Source organism: Halalkalibacter akibai JCM 9157, assembly GCF_000513135.1.
Lineage (GTDB): Bacteria > Bacillota > Bacilli > Bacillales > Bacillaceae_D > Halalkalibacter > Halalkalibacter akibai.
Window position 1 is genome coordinate 38915 of sequence record NZ_BAUV01000010.1, and the last position, 17577, is coordinate 56491.

16 protein-coding genes and 1 pseudogene are annotated in these 17577 nt (G+C 36.2%); 15 read left to right on the forward strand and 2 right to left on the reverse strand.

Features of this window, described 5'->3' with window-relative positions:
- Positions 1 to 22: 22 nt before the first annotated feature.
- The 6 genes from hflX to JCM9157_RS08120 all read left to right on the forward strand — a co-directional run bounded on the left by hflX (position 23) and on the right by JCM9157_RS08120 (position 7452).
- On the forward strand, positions 23 to 1306 hold the full coding sequence (gene hflX / locus JCM9157_RS08095; RefSeq protein ID WP_035663723.1) for a GTPase HflX: 1284 nt from the start codon (positions 23 to 25) through the stop codon (positions 1304 to 1306).
- Positions 1307 to 2563 carry a methionine gamma-lyase family protein gene (locus JCM9157_RS08100; RefSeq protein WP_035663725.1) on the forward strand — a complete coding sequence of 419 codons (1257 nt, stop codon included), beginning with the start codon at positions 1307 to 1309 and terminating at the stop codon, positions 2561 to 2563.
- A 229-nt stretch (positions 2564 to 2792) separates the two neighbouring features.
- On the forward strand, positions 2793 to 4142 hold the full coding sequence (glnA, locus tag JCM9157_RS08105; RefSeq protein ID WP_035663727.1) for a type I glutamate--ammonia ligase: 1350 nt from the start codon (positions 2793 to 2795) through the stop codon (positions 4140 to 4142).
- 694 nt (positions 4143 to 4836) lie between these two features.
- Entirely contained in the window at positions 4837 to 6609 is a 1773-nt protein-coding gene (locus tag JCM9157_RS08110) for a methyl-accepting chemotaxis protein (protein ID WP_035663728.1), read from the forward strand.
- Positions 6610 to 6766: 157 nt separating this feature from the next.
- Positions 6767 to 6994: a phage holin gene (locus JCM9157_RS08115; protein ID WP_035663732.1), complete on the forward strand. Its 228-nt coding sequence runs from the start codon at positions 6767 to 6769 to the stop codon at positions 6992 to 6994.
- A 263-nt stretch (positions 6995 to 7257) separates the two neighbouring features.
- Positions 7258 to 7452 (forward strand): hypothetical protein, encoded by a 195-nt coding sequence (locus JCM9157_RS08120; protein WP_035663734.1) that lies wholly within the window; start codon positions 7258 to 7260, stop codon positions 7450 to 7452.
- Positions 7453 to 7478: 26 nt separating this feature from the next.
- Here JCM9157_RS08120 and lexA read toward each other — a convergent pair whose 3' ends face one another.
- Positions 7479 to 8099: a transcriptional repressor LexA gene (gene lexA, locus JCM9157_RS08125; RefSeq protein WP_035663736.1), complete on the reverse strand. Its 621-nt coding sequence runs from the start codon at positions 8097 to 8099 to the stop codon at positions 7479 to 7481.
- Between the two features lie 148 nt (positions 8100 to 8247).
- Between lexA and JCM9157_RS08130 the strand changes: the two genes are divergently transcribed.
- From JCM9157_RS08130 to JCM9157_RS08170, 9 genes and pseudogenes are all read left to right on the forward strand, one after another.
- On the forward strand, positions 8248 to 8475 hold the full coding sequence (locus JCM9157_RS08130; protein WP_035663738.1) for a hypothetical protein: 228 nt from the start codon (positions 8248 to 8250) through the stop codon (positions 8473 to 8475).
- Positions 8468 to 9108 (forward strand): annotated as a pseudogene (locus JCM9157_RS08135) (YneB family resolvase-like protein). Before JCM9157_RS08130 ends, JCM9157_RS08135 begins: the two are co-directional and overlap by 8 nt.
- A gap of 86 nt (positions 9109 to 9194) precedes the next feature.
- Positions 9195 to 9437, forward strand: coding sequence for a DUF896 domain-containing protein (locus JCM9157_RS08140; RefSeq protein WP_035663741.1), 243 nt, complete (start codon positions 9195 to 9197; stop codon positions 9435 to 9437).
- Between the two features lie 135 nt (positions 9438 to 9572).
- Positions 9573 to 11570, forward strand: a complete 1998-nt coding sequence (tkt, locus tag JCM9157_RS08145; protein ID WP_035663742.1) for a transketolase — start codon at positions 9573 to 9575, stop codon at positions 11568 to 11570.
- Positions 11571 to 11753: 183 nt separating this feature from the next.
- On the forward strand, positions 11754 to 12212 hold the full coding sequence (gene sirA, locus JCM9157_RS08150; protein WP_235714856.1) for a sporulation inhibitor of replication protein SirA: 459 nt from the start codon (positions 11754 to 11756) through the stop codon (positions 12210 to 12212).
- 112 nt (positions 12213 to 12324) lie between these two features.
- Entirely contained in the window at positions 12325 to 12540 is a 216-nt protein-coding gene (locus tag JCM9157_RS08155) for a YneF family protein (RefSeq protein ID WP_034627753.1), read from the forward strand.
- 76 nt (positions 12541 to 12616) lie between these two features.
- Positions 12617 to 13678 carry a tRNA 2-selenouridine(34) synthase MnmH gene (gene mnmH, locus JCM9157_RS08160; RefSeq protein WP_052013021.1) on the forward strand — a complete coding sequence of 354 codons (1062 nt, stop codon included), beginning with the start codon at positions 12617 to 12619 and terminating at the stop codon, positions 13676 to 13678.
- A gap of 34 nt (positions 13679 to 13712) precedes the next feature.
- Positions 13713 to 15476, forward strand: a complete 1764-nt coding sequence (locus tag JCM9157_RS08165) for an ABC transporter transmembrane domain-containing protein (protein WP_035663743.1) — start codon at positions 13713 to 13715, stop codon at positions 15474 to 15476.
- Positions 15466 to 17250, forward strand: coding sequence for an ABC transporter ATP-binding protein (locus JCM9157_RS08170; protein WP_035663744.1), 1785 nt, complete (start codon positions 15466 to 15468; stop codon positions 17248 to 17250). Before JCM9157_RS08165 ends, JCM9157_RS08170 begins: the two co-directional genes overlap by 11 nt.
- Before the next feature lie 17 nt (positions 17251 to 17267).
- Here the strand turns inward: JCM9157_RS08170 and JCM9157_RS23920 are convergent, their stop codons facing one another.
- Entirely contained in the window at positions 17268 to 17438 is a 171-nt protein-coding gene (locus JCM9157_RS23920; protein ID WP_081734110.1) for an aspartyl-phosphate phosphatase Spo0E family protein, read from the reverse strand.
- Between the last annotated feature and the right edge of the window lie 139 nt (positions 17439 to 17577).

Below are 17577 nucleotides of genomic sequence, written 5' to 3' on the forward strand. Positions count from 1 at the left end.
AAGGGAAAGGTGTGTGAATTATTTGCAAGAAATAAACCATAGAGAAACGGAAAAGGTTGTTCTTGTAGGATGCGATTTTGAAGGTGATGACGTTGCTTTTCAACATTCGATGGATGAGTTAAAAAGCCTGGTTGAAACAGCTAAGGGTACGGTCGTAGGGATGTTGACTCAAAAGAGGCAAAAGGTAGAACCTTCAACTTATATAGGAAGGGGAAAGGTTGAGGAATTACAAGCTCTTATTGATGAAAAAGGTGTAGATACAATCGTTTTTAACGATGAATTATCTCCAAGTCAAATTCGTAACGTGCATACTCGCACGAAAACGACTGTAATTGATAGGACACAATTAATACTAGACATTTTTGCTCAGCGTGCAAGATCGCGTGAAGGTAAATTACAAGTTGAACTTGCTCAACTATCGTATTTATTACCTCGCCTTGCAGGACAAGGGTTAGCACTTTCTCGTCAAGGAGGTGGAATTGGCTCTAAGGGGCCAGGTGAAACACAACTTGAGTCCGATCGTCGTCATATTCGTAGACGAATGGATGAAATTAAACATCAACTCGAAGCTGTAGTGGGGCATCGTCAACGCTATAGAGAACGCAGAAAACAAAATGAAGTGTTTCAGGTGGCAATTGTTGGGTACACAAATGCAGGTAAGTCAACGATATTGAACCGTCTTGCTGATGTAGCAACGTTAGAAGAAAATCAATTATTTGCGACACTTGATCCAACGACGCGCCAATTCATTCTTCCTAGCGGGATGAAAGTTTTATTATCTGATACAGTAGGATTCATACAAGATCTTCCAACGACTTTAGTTGCGGCTTTTAGATCAACGCTAGAAGAACTTCAAGAAGCAAGTATGTTATTGCATGTTGTAGATAGTTCAAATCCGGATTACGTTCAGCATGAAAGAACAGTAAAAGAATTAATAACAGATTTAGAGGCAGAAAAAATTCCACAGTTAGTAGTGTATAATAAGAGTGATCAGAAGCATTCGGATTTCTTTCCAAGTCACGAAGAAGATTCGATTGAAATTAGTGCTTTTGAACAAGAAGACTTAGAAAGCCTAAAGCATGCTATTGAAGAGAAGTTAATGGAGCAAATGACTGAATATCATGTAGTATTAAGAGCAGAAGAGGGAAATTTGCTTTCTAGATGTAGAGAAACAACTTTAATTCAAAAGCAGGAGTGGAATGAAGAGACTGAACATTATGAGTTACGTGGTTTCGTCCTTCCTGACACGGCGCTTGGACATGAATTAGCGATTAGGTCGATAGTTGAGCGAAAAGAGAGGAACTAAATGTTAAAGCTTAAGAACGAAAAAGAGTTATTATCAACAACAACGGAAATTGAGCAACAAATAAGAGAACATCATCAAGAAATAGAGGAAATTGCTTTATTTAATCAGTCTAAAGTTATGACAGCTTTTAGGGAACATCAAGTTGCTGATTTTCACTTCACTCCGTCTACAGGCTATGGATACGATGACGTTGGAAGAGATACGCTTGAGTCTATTTACGCACGCGTTTTTGGTGGTGAGGCAGCACTCGTACGTCCGCAGATCATTTCTGGTACGCACGCCATTGCAACAGCTCTTTTTGGCGTGTTAAGACCAGGAGATGAGTTACTGTATATAACGGGAAAGCCATATGATACACTTGAGGAAATCGTTGGCATACGTGGTAATGGAAATGGATCATTAAAAGAGTTTCATATTAATTATGAAGCAGTCCCCCTCCTCGAATCTGGCTGGATCGACAAAGAGCAGATTAAAAGTAAAATAAACCCTCAAACAAAAATGATCGGAATTCAACGATCGAAAGGGTATGGTGACCGTCCATCATACACAGTTGGTCAAATTGAAGAAATGATCCAATTTGTCCGTACAATTAAAAAAGATGTCATCGTTTTTGTAGACAATTGTTATGGTGAATTTGTTGAAACAAGGGAACCATGTGAAGTTGGAGCCGACATAATGGCAGGTTCCTTAATAAAAAATCCTGGTGGAGGGATTGTGAAGACTGGAGGATATCTCGTTGGGAGAAAAGACTTAATAGAGCTTGCCTCATATCGTCTTGCAGCACCAGGCATTGGAGCAGAGGGAGGAGCAAGTCTTTATAGCTTGCTTGAAATGTACCAAGGCTTTTTCTTAGCTCCGCATGTCGTCTCACAAGCCCTCAAGGGAGCGATCTTTACGGCTGCTTTGCTTGAACGATTAGGTATGAATTCTACTCCTAAATGGGATGAACGACGAACCGATTTAATACAGTCTGTGCACTTTCCGTCAGCAGAAAAAATGATTGCTTTTTGCCAAGCGATTCAAGCTGCTTCCCCTGTAAATGCTCATGTTACACCACAACCGAGTCCAATGCCCGGTTACGAATCACCTGTAATTATGGCCGCGGGTACCTTTATTCAAGGTGCAAGTATTGAATTAACAGCTGACGGTCCTATTCGGCCTCCATACGTTGCTTATGTTCAAGGTGGGCTTACATATGAGCATGTTAAGATTGCGGTTCTTCAAGCAGTGGATATAATCTTTGATTCAGGTAGATAATCTTACGATAAAAGTAGTGAATTATGCTCCATAGAAAAGGCTTGTGAGGTAATTTGACAGCGGTTGACATGGTTGTTTGCTTCTAGTAACATGAAGGTAGTTCTTAGTCCGAACACTCTTTATATGAGCGTTCAATCCATAAAACAAGCTTACTAGATTACTATTTATCGTACAGGTATGAAAGTTATTTATTACACATTTTGAGTTTGTTGAAAGGGGAATACATAAAGTGGCAAAATTTAGCAAAGAAGATATCTTAAAAATTGCAAAAGAAGAGAATGTACGCTACATCCGTCTTCAGTTTTCGGATTTATTAGGGACAATTAAAAATGTTGAAATCCCAGTCAACCAATTAACAAAAGCGTTAGACAACAAAATGATGTTCGATGGATCCTCAATTGAAGGATTTGTTCGTATTGAAGAGTCTGATATGTACCTGTATCCAGACACAGATACATGGGTAATTTTCCCTTGGACACCAGACAAAGGTAGAGTAGCTCGTTTGATTTGTGACGTATATCTACCTGGTAAGCCAGGTGAAGAGCCAACACCATTTGCAGGTGACCCGCGTGGAATTTTAAAACGTGTATTAAAAGATGCTGAAAAGCTTGGATATACGGCATTTAATATTGGACCAGAACCAGAGTTTTTCCTTTTTAAAAATGATGAAAATGGAGAACCGACTCTTGAGCTAAATGATAAAGGTGGCTATTTCGACTTAGCACCAACGGATCTTGGTGAAAATTGCCGCCGTGATATCGTTCTAGAACTAGAAGATATGGGCTTTGACATCGAAGCATCTCACCATGAGGTTGCTCCTGGTCAACACGAAATTGATTTTAAATATGCGGATGCTGTTACAGCTTGTGATAACATTCAAACATTTAAACTTGTTGTTAAGACGATTGCTCGTAAACATGGCCTTCATGCAACGTTTATGCCAAAGCCTTTGTTTGGTGTAAATGGATCAGGTATGCATTGTAATATGTCTTTATTTACAAAAGAAGGAAATGCATTTTATGATGAAGGTACAGAATCGCAATTAAGTGAAACAGCTATGCAATTTTTAGCTGGTATCTTAAAGCATGCGGAAGCTTTCACTGCAATTACAAATCCAATCGTTAACTCTTACAAGCGTCTTGTTCCTGGATATGAAGCACCGGTTTATGTAGCTTGGTCGATGCGTAACCGTAGTCCACTAATCCGTATTCCTTCATCTAGAGGGGTAAGTACACGTGTTGAAGTTCGAAGTCCAGATCCAGCTGCTAACCCGTATTTAGCTATGGCTGTTATGCTTGCTGCTGGTCTTGATGGAATTAAGAAAAAATTAACTCCACCACCTGCAACAGATCGTAATATTTATGTGATGAGCAAAGAAGAGCGTATTGAAGAAGGAATTAATGATCTACCAGCAACTTTAAAACAAGCAATTGATAAGCTTGTTCAAGATGATGTTATGATTAAAGCCCTTGGAGAGCATGCTGTAGAAAACTTTGTTGAAGCTAAAGAAATCGAATGGGATATGTTCCGCACGCAAGTACATCCGTGGGAACGTGACCAGTATATGCAGAACTATTAAGATGTCTTAAACCCCCGACACGATATGTGTTGGGGGTTTATTGTATATTTTGTTTTAGAGTATAGTAGTTTTATTTATGAACAAACACCTTCATCGTTCTAGTCCAATAAATGAAATACAGATAACTTCTAAAAAATCTTTAGAGGCTTGTCTATGAATCTTTCGTTCTCCCTCGTGTAACGTTTTACAGTCAATCTTTTCTTTACATCGTAAATAAAAACCATATTTATTTTTATATTTCACGTTAAAAAGATGTATGGACATACGTATCCCTTCAATTCCTTTTCCAACTGTCATGTATTTTTCGTTAAAGTTATATTTTTTGAATTAAAAGTTTGTATTATGGATTATTACATATTTTTTAGATTCGGTGTTTTAGAGTAAATGCGTTCTGAGGTCTGGTTATGGAGGATATTAGAAGTATTACTCAGTATAGCGCGTATCTATATTAATATTTGAATATTTATGAAGGGACTTTATAATGCTGTTTTCATAAAAATTGATGCGCAAACTATACATAACAAACTTCCAATTAAAGAGCAATAAGGTATAAATTTACTTTTTTAATTCAAAAGACCTAATAAAACTAGTATTTTAAATAGTAAAATAGTATTGCGTTTTGCGATCTATCCCCTATAATTAAAAATAATAAAAGCGTTTTCAACTAAAACATTTAATAAGAAGGGGCAGCAGCATGAATATTCTAAGGAAAACAAAACGTGTAAAAGACAAAAAGGAAAAGCTTAAAGTGACAAAGTTTTTAAATGTAAACAATATGAAGATTAAAACGAAATTACTAATTGTTTTTACCGTTTCTATTTTAGGGCTAGTATTATTATCAACTTTTAGTTTTCTATCTCTATCGAGTATAAATAATCAAATGGATAGTGTATATGACCATGAATTAGAAGCCATGAGTCTTGTACAAGAATTGCGCTCAAATATCGTTAGGTTAGATCAGAATCTTTTAGTTAGTATTAGAGAAGCTAGGCAAAACAAAAGAAACCTTGAATATGATTCTCAAATGATCATCGATCAGATTGAAAGATCTCTAGAGAGTTTAAATCACTTGCTGACAACTGAGAATGAACAGTATCTCTACAAAACCATCTTTGAAGGTTGGAATAACTATCAACTTAGCGTACATACCTTAGTTGAAGAAAGTCTGAACGGAAATACTGACCGATTTTATACCGAACATTCTAGGGCTCAAAGAGAACTGAATTCTGTGAACTTTGCTTTGAATACCTTATTTACGATTAAACAAGTCGAGGTTAACAATTCAAGATATTTTATCCAAGATATTTTTGCATCATCAGTGAAAATAAATGCGGTCGTGTTAGCAGTTGTAGTATTATTTATTGTTACATCTGGTGTGTTAGTGTATAAAAATATCATTAATAGACTTAATCAATTATCAGACTCTAATCTTAAGATATCGAACGGGGAATTAACGACAGAGGTGAGTTCACTTATTAGTAAAGATGAAGTAGGATCACTTGCCAAAAGTAGCCAATCGATTGCTTTCAATTTAAAAGGAATGATTCGTGACATTAAAGATTCGATCGAGTTAATGAATGATACAGTGGGAAAAGTGAGAGAAATTGTTAACACGGGATTTGAGTCCCAAGAAACGGTCTCTTCTAATATTAGAGAAATCTCCTCTGGTTTGACTAAACAAGCATCCAATATGGAAGAATCAATGAAAGATATTTCAGAATTGAATGTGTCAATGACGGATGTTAATACATTCATTCAACAGTTGAAAAATGTATTTATCACAGCGATGGAAGAAGTTAATAAGGGTGTCATCGAATTACAAACAACTGTGAATCAAATGGAAGAAATTTCTACAACTAATAATCATCTAATTGAATCTTTTGCCGAACTTAAAGTTGAATTAAATGAAATTAAAGAGTATGCGGATTCAATTGTTAGTATCTCAGAAAACACAAACCTTCTATCATTAAATGCTAGCATTGAAGCTGCCAGGGCTGGAGAGCATGGACGTGGGTTTGCGATCGTGGCAGAAGAAGTGAGAAAACTTTCGACTGAATCGAGCTTAGTAGCTAAGGGAGTACAAGAAGTTGTTCGTCGTAATGAAATAAAAACAGAGAAATTTAGAGAAACGCTTCAAATGGCAAATGCTAAAATTCATAACGGTACGAATAATATGCATGAAACAAATGTTATTTTTAAGAGTATAGAAGAAAGAATTAAAGAAATTGATAATAGAATTGATGCTGTTGCAGATAAAAGCGAAAATGTTACTAAACGTAGTAGTTCAGTTACTTTAATGATTGAGGAAGTAAGTGCAATCTCAGAGGAAACGACTGCTTCTATGGAAGAAATTGCAGCCTCTTCTACTGAACTTGTTGATCACTTTAAAGAAGTTTTAGAGCAAGTTGATAAACAAAAGGAATTAGCTGAAAATCTTGAAGGGAATATTAAGCAATTTAAAATCTAAAATTGCTAGTTGCCAAAAAGTCCTTTAACACAAGTTGTGTTAAGGACTTTTTTTGCATTTAATTCTATTTAAATGAGTAAACAAAGGCATGTTTAACTATTTAAGTCATAGATTAATAGTGAAAATCTAGTAAGTATAATTAGAGGAGGACTATTTAATGGAAAAAGACTTAGCTTCACTCTCGCGTTTTGCTTTTTTAATTGTTGCTGTGTTAAATGCTGTATTAAACTTACTAGGGTATCAAACAATACCAGAACAATTTGTTAACGATGTAGTGGCGATCTTATCTGGTGTTTATTTTATTTGGGCAGGTTGGAAGAATAATTATATTAGTGAGAAGGGGCTTCGACAAAAAGAAGTGCTTAAACAGCATAAATTAGATTAAAAGAGGCTAACCTAAAAGCAGAAAACAATAAAGCGACTTTCAAATAGTAAGAACATGTTCGCTTTTTGATTCAAAGGCTTCTAAGTCATCCCCACATGGTAATGATGTTTTTCGTGGAGTGATATGCACAACCATGTTTTCATATTATAGCCATAATAATCAAATATTATAATAAAAAAGAATAGTCAAAAAACCTTAGCTGTTTTAAGTGTTTTCCAAGTAATAAATCATTTATACTTAAAGTAGAGGAGGAGGAGTTATATTTGAGTAAAAAAACGTTGTTATTGATTATATATGTATTATCTTTTATGTTCTTTCTGCGAAGTATATTTAGAATATTGACCTATGAAGGAACTGGTGGATATGGAATGGTAATCGTTAGTGCATTAGTAATGACTTTTGTATTGAGGACGTATCTAAAAGAAAGAAGTAAAGAAAAACAGGAAGCTGCACAGTAATTAGCAGCTTCCTGTTTTTCTTTTGGTTAGTGAATCGTGCGAAACACTCCTACAACTTTTCCAAGCACTGACACGTCCTTCAAAAGTATCGGTGCCATTGTTGAATTTTCAGGTTGCAGGCGAATATAATCTTTCTCCCGGAAGAAGCGTTTAACAGTTGCTTCGTTATCCTCAGTCATAGCAACAATGATATCTCCATTATTCGCTGTTTGTTGTTGACGAACTATTACCATATCACCATCAAAGATACCCGCTTCGATCATACTATCTCCTTGAATAATTAATACATACGTATTTTCAGAAACAAGATGATCAGGTAAGGGTAAATAATCTTCAATATTCTCAATGGCTGTAATCGGTAACCCGGCCGTTACCTTTCCTAAAACTGGGACATATGTAGTTTTTCTATCAGGTAATGGAACTGTTTCATTTTCTAGATCGAGAATTTCAATAGCTCTGGGTTTAGTAGGATCTCTACGAATGTATCCTTTTTTCTCTAATCGTGAAAGATGTCCGTGTACGGTTGAACTAGATGCTAGCCCAACTGCTTCACCAATTTCTCGGACTGAAGGGGGATAACCTTTCTTTTTTACTTCCACTTTTATAAAGTCTAGTATTTCGAGTTGACGTTTTGATAGCTTTGTCACAGATACCACCTCACTTACTTTCCTAATTATCTAAATTGTACCATGCGAACATATGTAACGCAAACGTTAGTTCTAAAATCTATTGACACAAACGAATGTTCGTATTAAAATAAATTACGAACAAACATTCTGTAGAGGTGAATTTTTTATGTTAAAACGATTTTCAGGACAAGAAGTGTTTATTGTATCCTCAGCTTTCTTAGTTTTACTGTTTATGTATATTGCCATTATCGTTTCTGCTCCTATAAATGAATTATCAGAAATAGTGGAACAAGGTGAATTAGATTTTTTAACTGAATCAAATGATGAATCTTCAACGGAAACAACTTCAAGTTATGCACTAGGGGATAGCTTAACTGGAGATAAAAATGAATAAAGCAATCATTTATTGTCGTGTAAGTACGGAAAAGTCGGATCAAGAAACTTCATTAAAAAGACAAGAGCAAGAATTAAAACAATTAGCAAATGAATATCAGCTCGAAGTTGTAGAAATAATAGCAGAAAAAGCAAGCGGTTTTGAAGTGGACAGAGAAGGTATACTGACAGTTTTAGATTATGTGATTGAAGGCAACATTGATGCACTATTAATTCAAGATGATACACGTCTTGGGAGAGGGCATGCTAAAACTGCTTTATTATATCAATTAAAAAAGTTAAATATAACTGTTTTAACAGTATCAGATCGTGGGGAACTTACTTTATCCGAAGCTGATAACATGGTGCTTGAAATTGTAGCTGTAGTAGAAGAATTTCAACGTAAATTACATAATAGTAAGATAAAAAGAGGAATGAAAGAAGCAATCAAAAATGCTATCGCCCCGAAAAGAACCTTCCAGCTGGTGGGAGTGGTGGTAGGACTAAAATAGAAGCTCCTTTAGATGAGATTGTAAGATTAAGAAATTTGGAATTAACCTTTCATGATATAGCAGCAACATTAAGAGGGTTTGGATATGATATTTCAAAGGCTACAGTACATAGACGATATCAAGAGTATATTAAGAACAAGTAGTTTAAAGGGTATCAGTTGAAATCACATAGTCGATCCTGTAAAGTAGACAAAGTGTAAGAAGATTGTATAAGAAGGCAGGGGTCGTAATGTTATCGCAAGAAAAAATAAATAGAATCAATGAGTTATCTAAGCGCGCTAAAACAACCGGTTTAACGAAAAAAGAGGAAAAAGAACAACAGATCCTAAGGCAAGAATATATAAAAGTTTTTCGGAATTCGTTTAAAAACCAACTTCATTCTGTTACGGTTGTGGACGAAAATGGAAATGATGTAACTCCAGATGCCCTAAAAGCTAGTAAAGAAAATAAAAATAATAAAGGTATGCATTAAAAGTCTCAGATGGTTTTAGAGGCTTTTTTTCGATTATTTATATGTTTCTGAATGCTTGAAGAATTTAAGGATAAAGTATATGATGTAAACCATGTAGATAGATTTAAGTAATTTTCAGAAAGTAGGGAATACAGAATGTCAAAACAAGTAGAGCAACTTGCAGTGAATACGATTCGTACACTATCCATTGATAGTATTGAGAAAGCTAACTCTGGTCATCCAGGAATGCCAATGGGAGCTGCCCCAATGGCGTTTAGTTTATGGACTAAATACATGAATCATAACCCGGCTAACCCAGATTGGGCTAATCGAGATCGTTTTGTTTTATCAGCAGGTCATGGTTCAATGTTACTTTATAGTTTATTGCACTTAACAGGGTATGATTTATCCTTAGAAGATTTACAGCAGTTCCGCCAATGGGGAAGTAAAACACCAGGACATCCGGAATTTGGTCATACACCGGGAGTTGAGGCAACAACAGGTCCACTTGGACAAGGCGTAGCTATGGCGGTAGGAATGGCTATGGCTGAGCGTCATTTAGCAGCTACTTATAATAAAGAAGATTTCAAAGTAGTAGATCATTATACATATACCATTTGTGGTGATGGAGATTTAATGGAGGGTGTTTCTGCGGAAGCAGCGTCTTTAGCTGGACACTTGAAGTTAGGACGTTTAGTAGTGTTATACGATTCTAATGATATTTCATTAGATGGAGATCTTCATATTTCATTCTCAGAAAGTGTTGAAGATCGTTACAAAGCCTACGGATGGCAAGTGATTCGTGTTGAAGACGGAAATGACTTAGACGAAATTAACCGCGCTATAGCAGCAGCAAAAGAAGATGAACGCCCTACGTTAATCGAGGTTAAAACGGTGATTGGTTACGGCTCGCCTAACAAGTCTGGTAAGTCTGCTTCTCATGGCGCACCACTTGGTAAAGATGAGGTTACTTTGACAAAATCTACTTATGAGTGGGCTCATGAGGAAGAATTTCATGTTCCAGATGAGGTAAGGGATTTTTATGCAGCTGTAAAAGCTGAAGGTGAGAAAAAAGAACAGGAATGGAATCAATTATTTGCTTCATATAAAAAGCAATATCCAGAACTTGCAGAGCAATTTGAACGAGCGATGAAAGGCGAACTTCCTAATGAATGGGATGCACAAACTCCAGTTTACGAGCCAGGTTCTAATGTTGCTACGCGTAATTCTTCCGGTGAAGTGTTAAACGTTTTTGCAAATTCAATACCAGAACTATTTGGTGGATCAGCTGATCTTGCGGGTTCGAATAAAACCTACATGAAAGATCTAGGAGATTTCTCGCGTGATCATTATGAAGGGCGCAACATTTGGTTTGGTGTACGTGAATTTGCTATGGGGGCAGCTATAAACGGTATGGCTCTTCACGGTGGATTAAAAGTATTTGGGGCAACATTCTTCGTATTCTCTGATTACTTACGTCCTGCTATTCGTTTAGCTGCATTAATGAAACTACCAGTTATTTATGTGTTTACGCATGATAGTATTGCAGTGGGTGAAGACGGTCCTACACATGAACCAGTTGAGCAATTACCAGCCTTACGCGCAATGCCAGGTTTATCTGTTATTCGTCCTGGTGATAGTAATGAAACAGCTGCTGCTTGGAAAGTAGCACTTGAGAGCCAAGATACACCAACAGCTCTAGTATTAACTCGTCAAAACTTAAAAACGCTAGATAGTACAAAGGAATTAGCATATGAAGGTGTTAAAAAAGGTGCTTATATTGCCTCAAAAGCGAATGGAACTACGGATGCGTTGCTACTTGCTTCTGGATCAGAAGTGCCTTTAGCTGTAGAAGCACAAGCTGCTCTTGAAAAAGAAGGTATCTATGCTGACGTAATTAGTATGCCTAGTTGGGACCTTTTTGAGAAACAACCACAGTCTTATAAGGATGAAGTCATCTCGCCTAATGTGAAAGCACGTCTAGGTATTGAAATGGCAACATCTTTAGGGTGGGCTAGATACGTTGGAGACAATGGTGATGTGTTAGCGATTGATCAATTTGGAGCATCTGCACCAGGTGAAAAGATCATGGAGGAATATGGATTTACGGTAGAGAATGTAGTAGCTAAAGTGAAAGTACTCCTACAAAAATAAAAGCTTAGAACGGGACTTTAGAGATCTACAAATTTCTAAAGTCCCGTTTTTATATGTAATTAACTAATATGCCCTGATTTTTTGATAATTCGACAAAACTAGTGTGAATCTTCTCCGATTTAAGACAATCATTTTACTAGAGATCTCGTATACTAAATTGTAACAAAACACGAGAGGGTGTCCATGATGAGACATTATGAATTATATATTGTTGAAGAAGATGTTGCTCGTCAATATTACGGACAAGAATCGAAGCTTTTTTATTTATTCCTTGAACATGAAAAAGCAAAGGGTTCACAAAAAGAGATTTTAAGAAAACAGATTGAATATATCACTAAACCAATTCCTGCTCTTCTATTACAACAAAAATTAAAACAAGACCTAATGAAAATTGAAGGATATCGTAAAAAGAAGAATACACACCTTATAGAAATCATAGATCGGGATTCAAAAGCAGAATTAGTTATAGGGTCTGATGCCCTTTATTTAACAGCAGAAGGATCATTTGAAATTGAAACGATGTTTTTTGAAATCCTCAGAAAGTGTGAACCAGCCTTTTTTGCCTTTTCCATTTCTGAACACAGGTATGGATGGTTAAAGCCATTGAAGCAACAAGACTTTTTAAGAACGAATCCTGTCTAATTGATATTTTGAGGAAGTGCTTTTAAAACCGTTCTCATTAAGATATAATAGATAAGGTTGAATCGAGTTTTTACTCGGAAGGTTAGATAGCACGAAGGAGGACGTTGGACTTATGTGGATTCATATTCTTGGGTATACACTAGCTGTTGCAGCTGGTATCGCAATCGGCTTCTTTATAGCACGTAAGACAATGATGTCTTATTTAAAAAAGAACCCACCGTTTAATGAGCAAATGCTACGCGTCATGATGATGCAAATGGGACAAAACCCATCACAAAAGAAGATCAATCAAATGATGAAAGCAATGCAGAAGCAACAAGGTAAATAATTCAGATGGACAAGCACCTCAAGCATGAGGTGTTTTTCTGCTTTCATATAAAGATTTCTTACAAGGAGAATATACAGTGACTGTTCAGGTAGCTCAAGTGAAAATTGAAGAAGTAAATTTTGATCAAGACTTATTTATTGACGTTCGCTCCCCTGGCGAATTTGCGGAATTTCGTTTACCTAATGCGATCAATGTTCCTCTTTTTTCCAATGAAGAAAGAGCACAAGTAGGGACCGTATTTAAAAGGAATAGTAGAGAAGAGGCAATTGAGCTAGGTTTAGCTCTTTATGCTCCAAAAATGGAATACTTCTACAAACGAATAAAGGATTTACAAACAGAGATGCCGAATAGACGTATCGTTGTCTATTGCTTTAGGGGTGGGCTTCGTAGCAGAACGATTGCTGGTACGATAGGTTTACTAGGGGTGGACTGTGTTCAACTAGAAGGTGGAATACGGTCTTTTAGAAAATACATTCAAGAAGGCTTAGAGCAAGAGGCTCAAATACAAAGGGAGTACTTAGTCCTTTCTGGCCATACTGGTACTAGAAAAACAGAGATATTAAATCAACTTCAAAATAAAGGCTACCCAGTAATTGATTTAGAAAATCTAGCAGGACATCGTGGTTCGATTTTTGGCTATATTGGAGTTCAACCGAATAGTCAAAAACAATTTGACTATTTGCTATTAAAACGCTTGAAACAACTTGAACAATCTCCTTACGTTATAATAGAGGGAGAAAGCAAACGTCTTGGCCGCGTAATTCTTCCTGATTTTTTGTTAGAAGGAAAACAAATTGGAGAAAGACTCGAATTACATTATCCGTTTTGGGCAAGAGTTGAACATGTTTATCAGACTTATGACCCAATTAAATATAAAGGGGAAATTCAGGAAGGCATTGATAAAATCACTAAATATTTATCATATGAGTTAAAAGAAGAAATGAAGGTACTTCTAGATAGGGAAGATTATAAGGGAGTTTTTGCAAAGCTATTAGAAGGATATTATGATCCAAGATATGCCCATAAGTTTAGTAGCTATAAGTCTCAAGCGACTGAACTTGAGTTCGAAACACTTGATGAAGGTGTTGAGAAAGTGATAACTTATATCGAACATTATAAAACAATGATAAAAAAATAAAAATGTACTGTCTTAAGAAAGGTGATCGTTTAGAGTGAGTGTGTTTAAGGATCTTTGGTGGTTTTTTAAGCAAGAAAAAATGGCATATGGGATTGGGATTTTAATTTTAGCATTTGTTTCACTTTTTACTCTTGTTCCCCCGTTAATTGTCGGGGTTATCGTTGATCAAATCATAGAAGAGACATTGACAGGAAAATCGCTTTTGATGTGGGTCGGTATTTTACTAGCTGTAGGTGCGTTTACGTATGTTTTTCGATATGTATGGAGGATTATGATCTTCGGAGCATCAATTCGGTTAGCCCGTTTACTGAGAAATCAGCTTTATGGTCACTTTACAAAAATGTCTCATCGTTTTTATCAGCGGTATCGTACTGGTGATTTAATGGCCCATGCTACAAATGATATTAAGGCGGTGCAGATGACGGCGGGGCAGGGTGTTCTTACACTAGTAGATTCATTAGCAATGGGTGGATTTGTAATCATTACTATGGCAGCAACCATTAGTTGGCAATTAACTCTGATTTGTTTAATACCGATGCCTTTTATGGCATATTTAACAAGTTACTATGGAACGTTACTGCACTCGCGTTTCCATCATGCACAATCGGCATTTTCTGAACTGAATGATAATGTTCAGGAGAGTGTGACGGGTGTAAGGGTTGCCAAGACATTCGGACAAGAGTCGAATGAGATAGAGCGGTTTAAGGAAAAATCAAAAGAAGTAGTGGATAAAAATGTAGAGGTTGCAAGAATTGATGCATTATTTGATCCAACCATTTCATTAATAGTAGGAATCTCTTATTTTCTAGCTGTTGTTTTTGGTGCGAGATTTGTCATTGCTGGAGATTTAACATTAGGGCAATTGACTAGCTTCACTTTATACTTAGGACTTCTGATTTGGCCAATGTTAGCGTTTGGTTGGCTTTTTAATATTGTAGAAAGAGGACGGGCTTCATATGACCGTATATCCTCTTTGCTCTCTGAGAAGCAGGATATAACGGATGATGATGCAGGTCATAATCAAAAAGCAGTAGGAAACCTTCATGTTAGTATCAAAAGTTTTATGTATCCAGGTAGTCAAGAAAAGGCTCTTGAAAACATTGAGTTCATGCTAGAAGAAGGAAAAACTTTAGGTATCGTTGGGAAAACAGGTAGTGGTAAATCAACATTGATTCGCTTGCTACAACGAGAATACGATGTAAGTGACGGGTTTATTTCAATTGGCGATAAAAAAGTAAATCAATATCATCTTGATGTTTTGAAAGCGACTTTTGGTAATGTACCTCAAGATCATTTTTTATTCTCTGCTACGATCGCAGATAATGTTGCTTTTGCTAAGCCGAACGCAACGATACAAGAGATTATAGAAAGTTGTCAATTGGCAAATATTCACGAAGATATTACCTCGTTTAAGGACCAATACGAAACGGTTGTTGGAGAACGAGGAGTCACTTTATCAGGGGGGCAGAAACAGCGGATCTCAATAGCTCGTGCTATATTGCCAAATCCCAATATACTAATTTTAGATGATTCACTATCAGCCGTTGATGCAAAGACTGAAGAATTGATATTAAATTCTCTTCGTCAAAATCGACACGGGAAAACAACTATTATCACAGCACACCGTCTAAGTGCAATTAAGCATGCAGATTTGATACTTGTCTTAGAAGACGGTCACATTGCTCAGCGTGGAACTCACGTTGACTTAATGAAAGAAGCGGGTTGGTACCGGAAAATGTATGAGCAGCAACAACTAGAAGAGATGGTTGAGAAAGGAGTAATCGAAGATGAAGCATAAGGACCAGGTACTAACAAATAAAGAGCAGAAAGCGATTCTGATTCGGTTACTTTCTTACGCAAAAAATCATACAAAAACCTTGTTGTTTGCGTTTTTCTTGCTCGTACTAGCAACTGTAGCTGAATTAATCGGACCCATTCTAATTAAGATCTTCATTGATGATTATTTAACACCGAGAGAATTTCCTTTTGAACCATTACTTTGGCTAGGAATTATCTATGTTGTTTTACATTTGTCATCTGTTTTTATCAATTATTTCCAAGCTTTTTTATTCCAAACAATCTCTTTGAAAATTGTACAAGAACTTCGGGTTGATGTTTTTTCAAACGTAGAGAAACAAGGATTAGCCTTTTTTGATCGAACGCCTGCGGGTGCACTCATATCTCGAATTACGAATGATACAGAATCAATTAAGGAATTTTACTTAACTGTACTAGCCAATTTCGTTCAAAACATTTTATTCTTAGTCGGGATTTTTATCGCAATGTTTTATTTAAATGCCACACTGGCTTTATTTTGCCTTGTTCTGTTACCAATTATTTTTGGTTTAATGCAGGTTTACAGAAAAATTAGTTCACGCTTGTATGCTGATATGAGCGAAAAACTAAGTTTATTAAATTCAAAAATGAATGAGACGATTCAAGGTATGGCTATTGTTCAAATGTTTAGACAGGAGAGTAGGCTAAGAAAAGAATTTAGTGATGTGAATGAGGAGCATCTTGAGTCTGGAATGAAAACCATGAAACTAGATGGATTGTTACTTAGACCTGCGATAGACTTAATATCTATTCTGGCATTAATCTTAATCTTAAGCTTTTTTGGTTTTAGGTCATTCATTGGTCCTGTTGAAATTGGTGTGTTATATGCATTTGTTAATTATCTTGATCGATTCTTTGAGCCTGTTAACCAAATGATGATGCGCTTATCCTTGTTTCAACAAGCAATTGTTTCCGGTGGAAGGGTATTTAAACTGATGGATCATGAAGAATTAGCTCCGGTTCAAAAAGGAAACGATTCCCCAAAAATTAATAACGGTGAGATTGAGTTTAAGAATGTCTCATTTTCTTATGATGGAGAAACGGATGTGTTAAAAAATATCTCGTTTTCTGTAAAGCAAGGTGAAACGATTGCTTTAGTTGGGCACACTGGTAGTGGAAAAAGCTCTATCATTAATGTATTAATGCGATTTTATCCATTAGACCGTGGGGAAGTATTGATTGATGGAAAACCTCTTGACACATATGCTAATCGTGAATTAAGAGAAAATGTCGGGTTGGTTCTCCAAGATCCTTTCCTGTATACTGGAACCATCGCAAGTAACATAAGGTTATATAGAGAACATTTAACAGATACACAAGTGAAAGAAGCAGCTGAATTCGTAAGGGCTAATGAGTTTATAGAGAAGCTTCCAAATGCCTATCAAGCCGAAGTAACTGAACGAGGTTCCACTTTATCTAGTGGACAAAGGCAATTGTTATCTTTTGCAAGAACGATCGCAACGAACCCTAAGATTTTGATTTTAGATGAGGCAACGGCCAATGTTGATACCGAGACAGAAGAAGCGATTCAAGATGCATTAAAACGTATGCAAAAAGGTCGAACGACTATCGCGATTGCCCATAGGTTGTCAACAATTAAAGACGCTGACCAAATTTTAGTTCTTCATAAGGGAGAAGTGGTTGAAAGAGGAAATCACTTAGAACTGTTAGAGCGTAAGGGACTTTATCATAAAATGTATTTATTACAAAAGGGTTCAGACCTCGAACGCGTATAATACAAGAGAACCACCTTCTATTTAGGGAAGTGGTTCTCTTTTGTCGTCATATGATTATAATGATTGAGCAATGCATCAAGCTCTTGACTCAACGCTAGTACGGCTTGAGAGGAAAGGCCTTTTAAAGATGCAAGTTCTATTAGTTCTCTACGTTTTATTTCAATGATGTCTAGTAACCGTTCGCTCATCGAGATTCCTTTCTTCTCTAAACTATTGTAATAATTATACATTTTATTTTATATAATTTCAAGGTTTAGTGAATGATGAATAAACTGTAAGAAAAAGGTGATAGCTGATTTAATAGATTCCCTACAGCGAATGGATTGA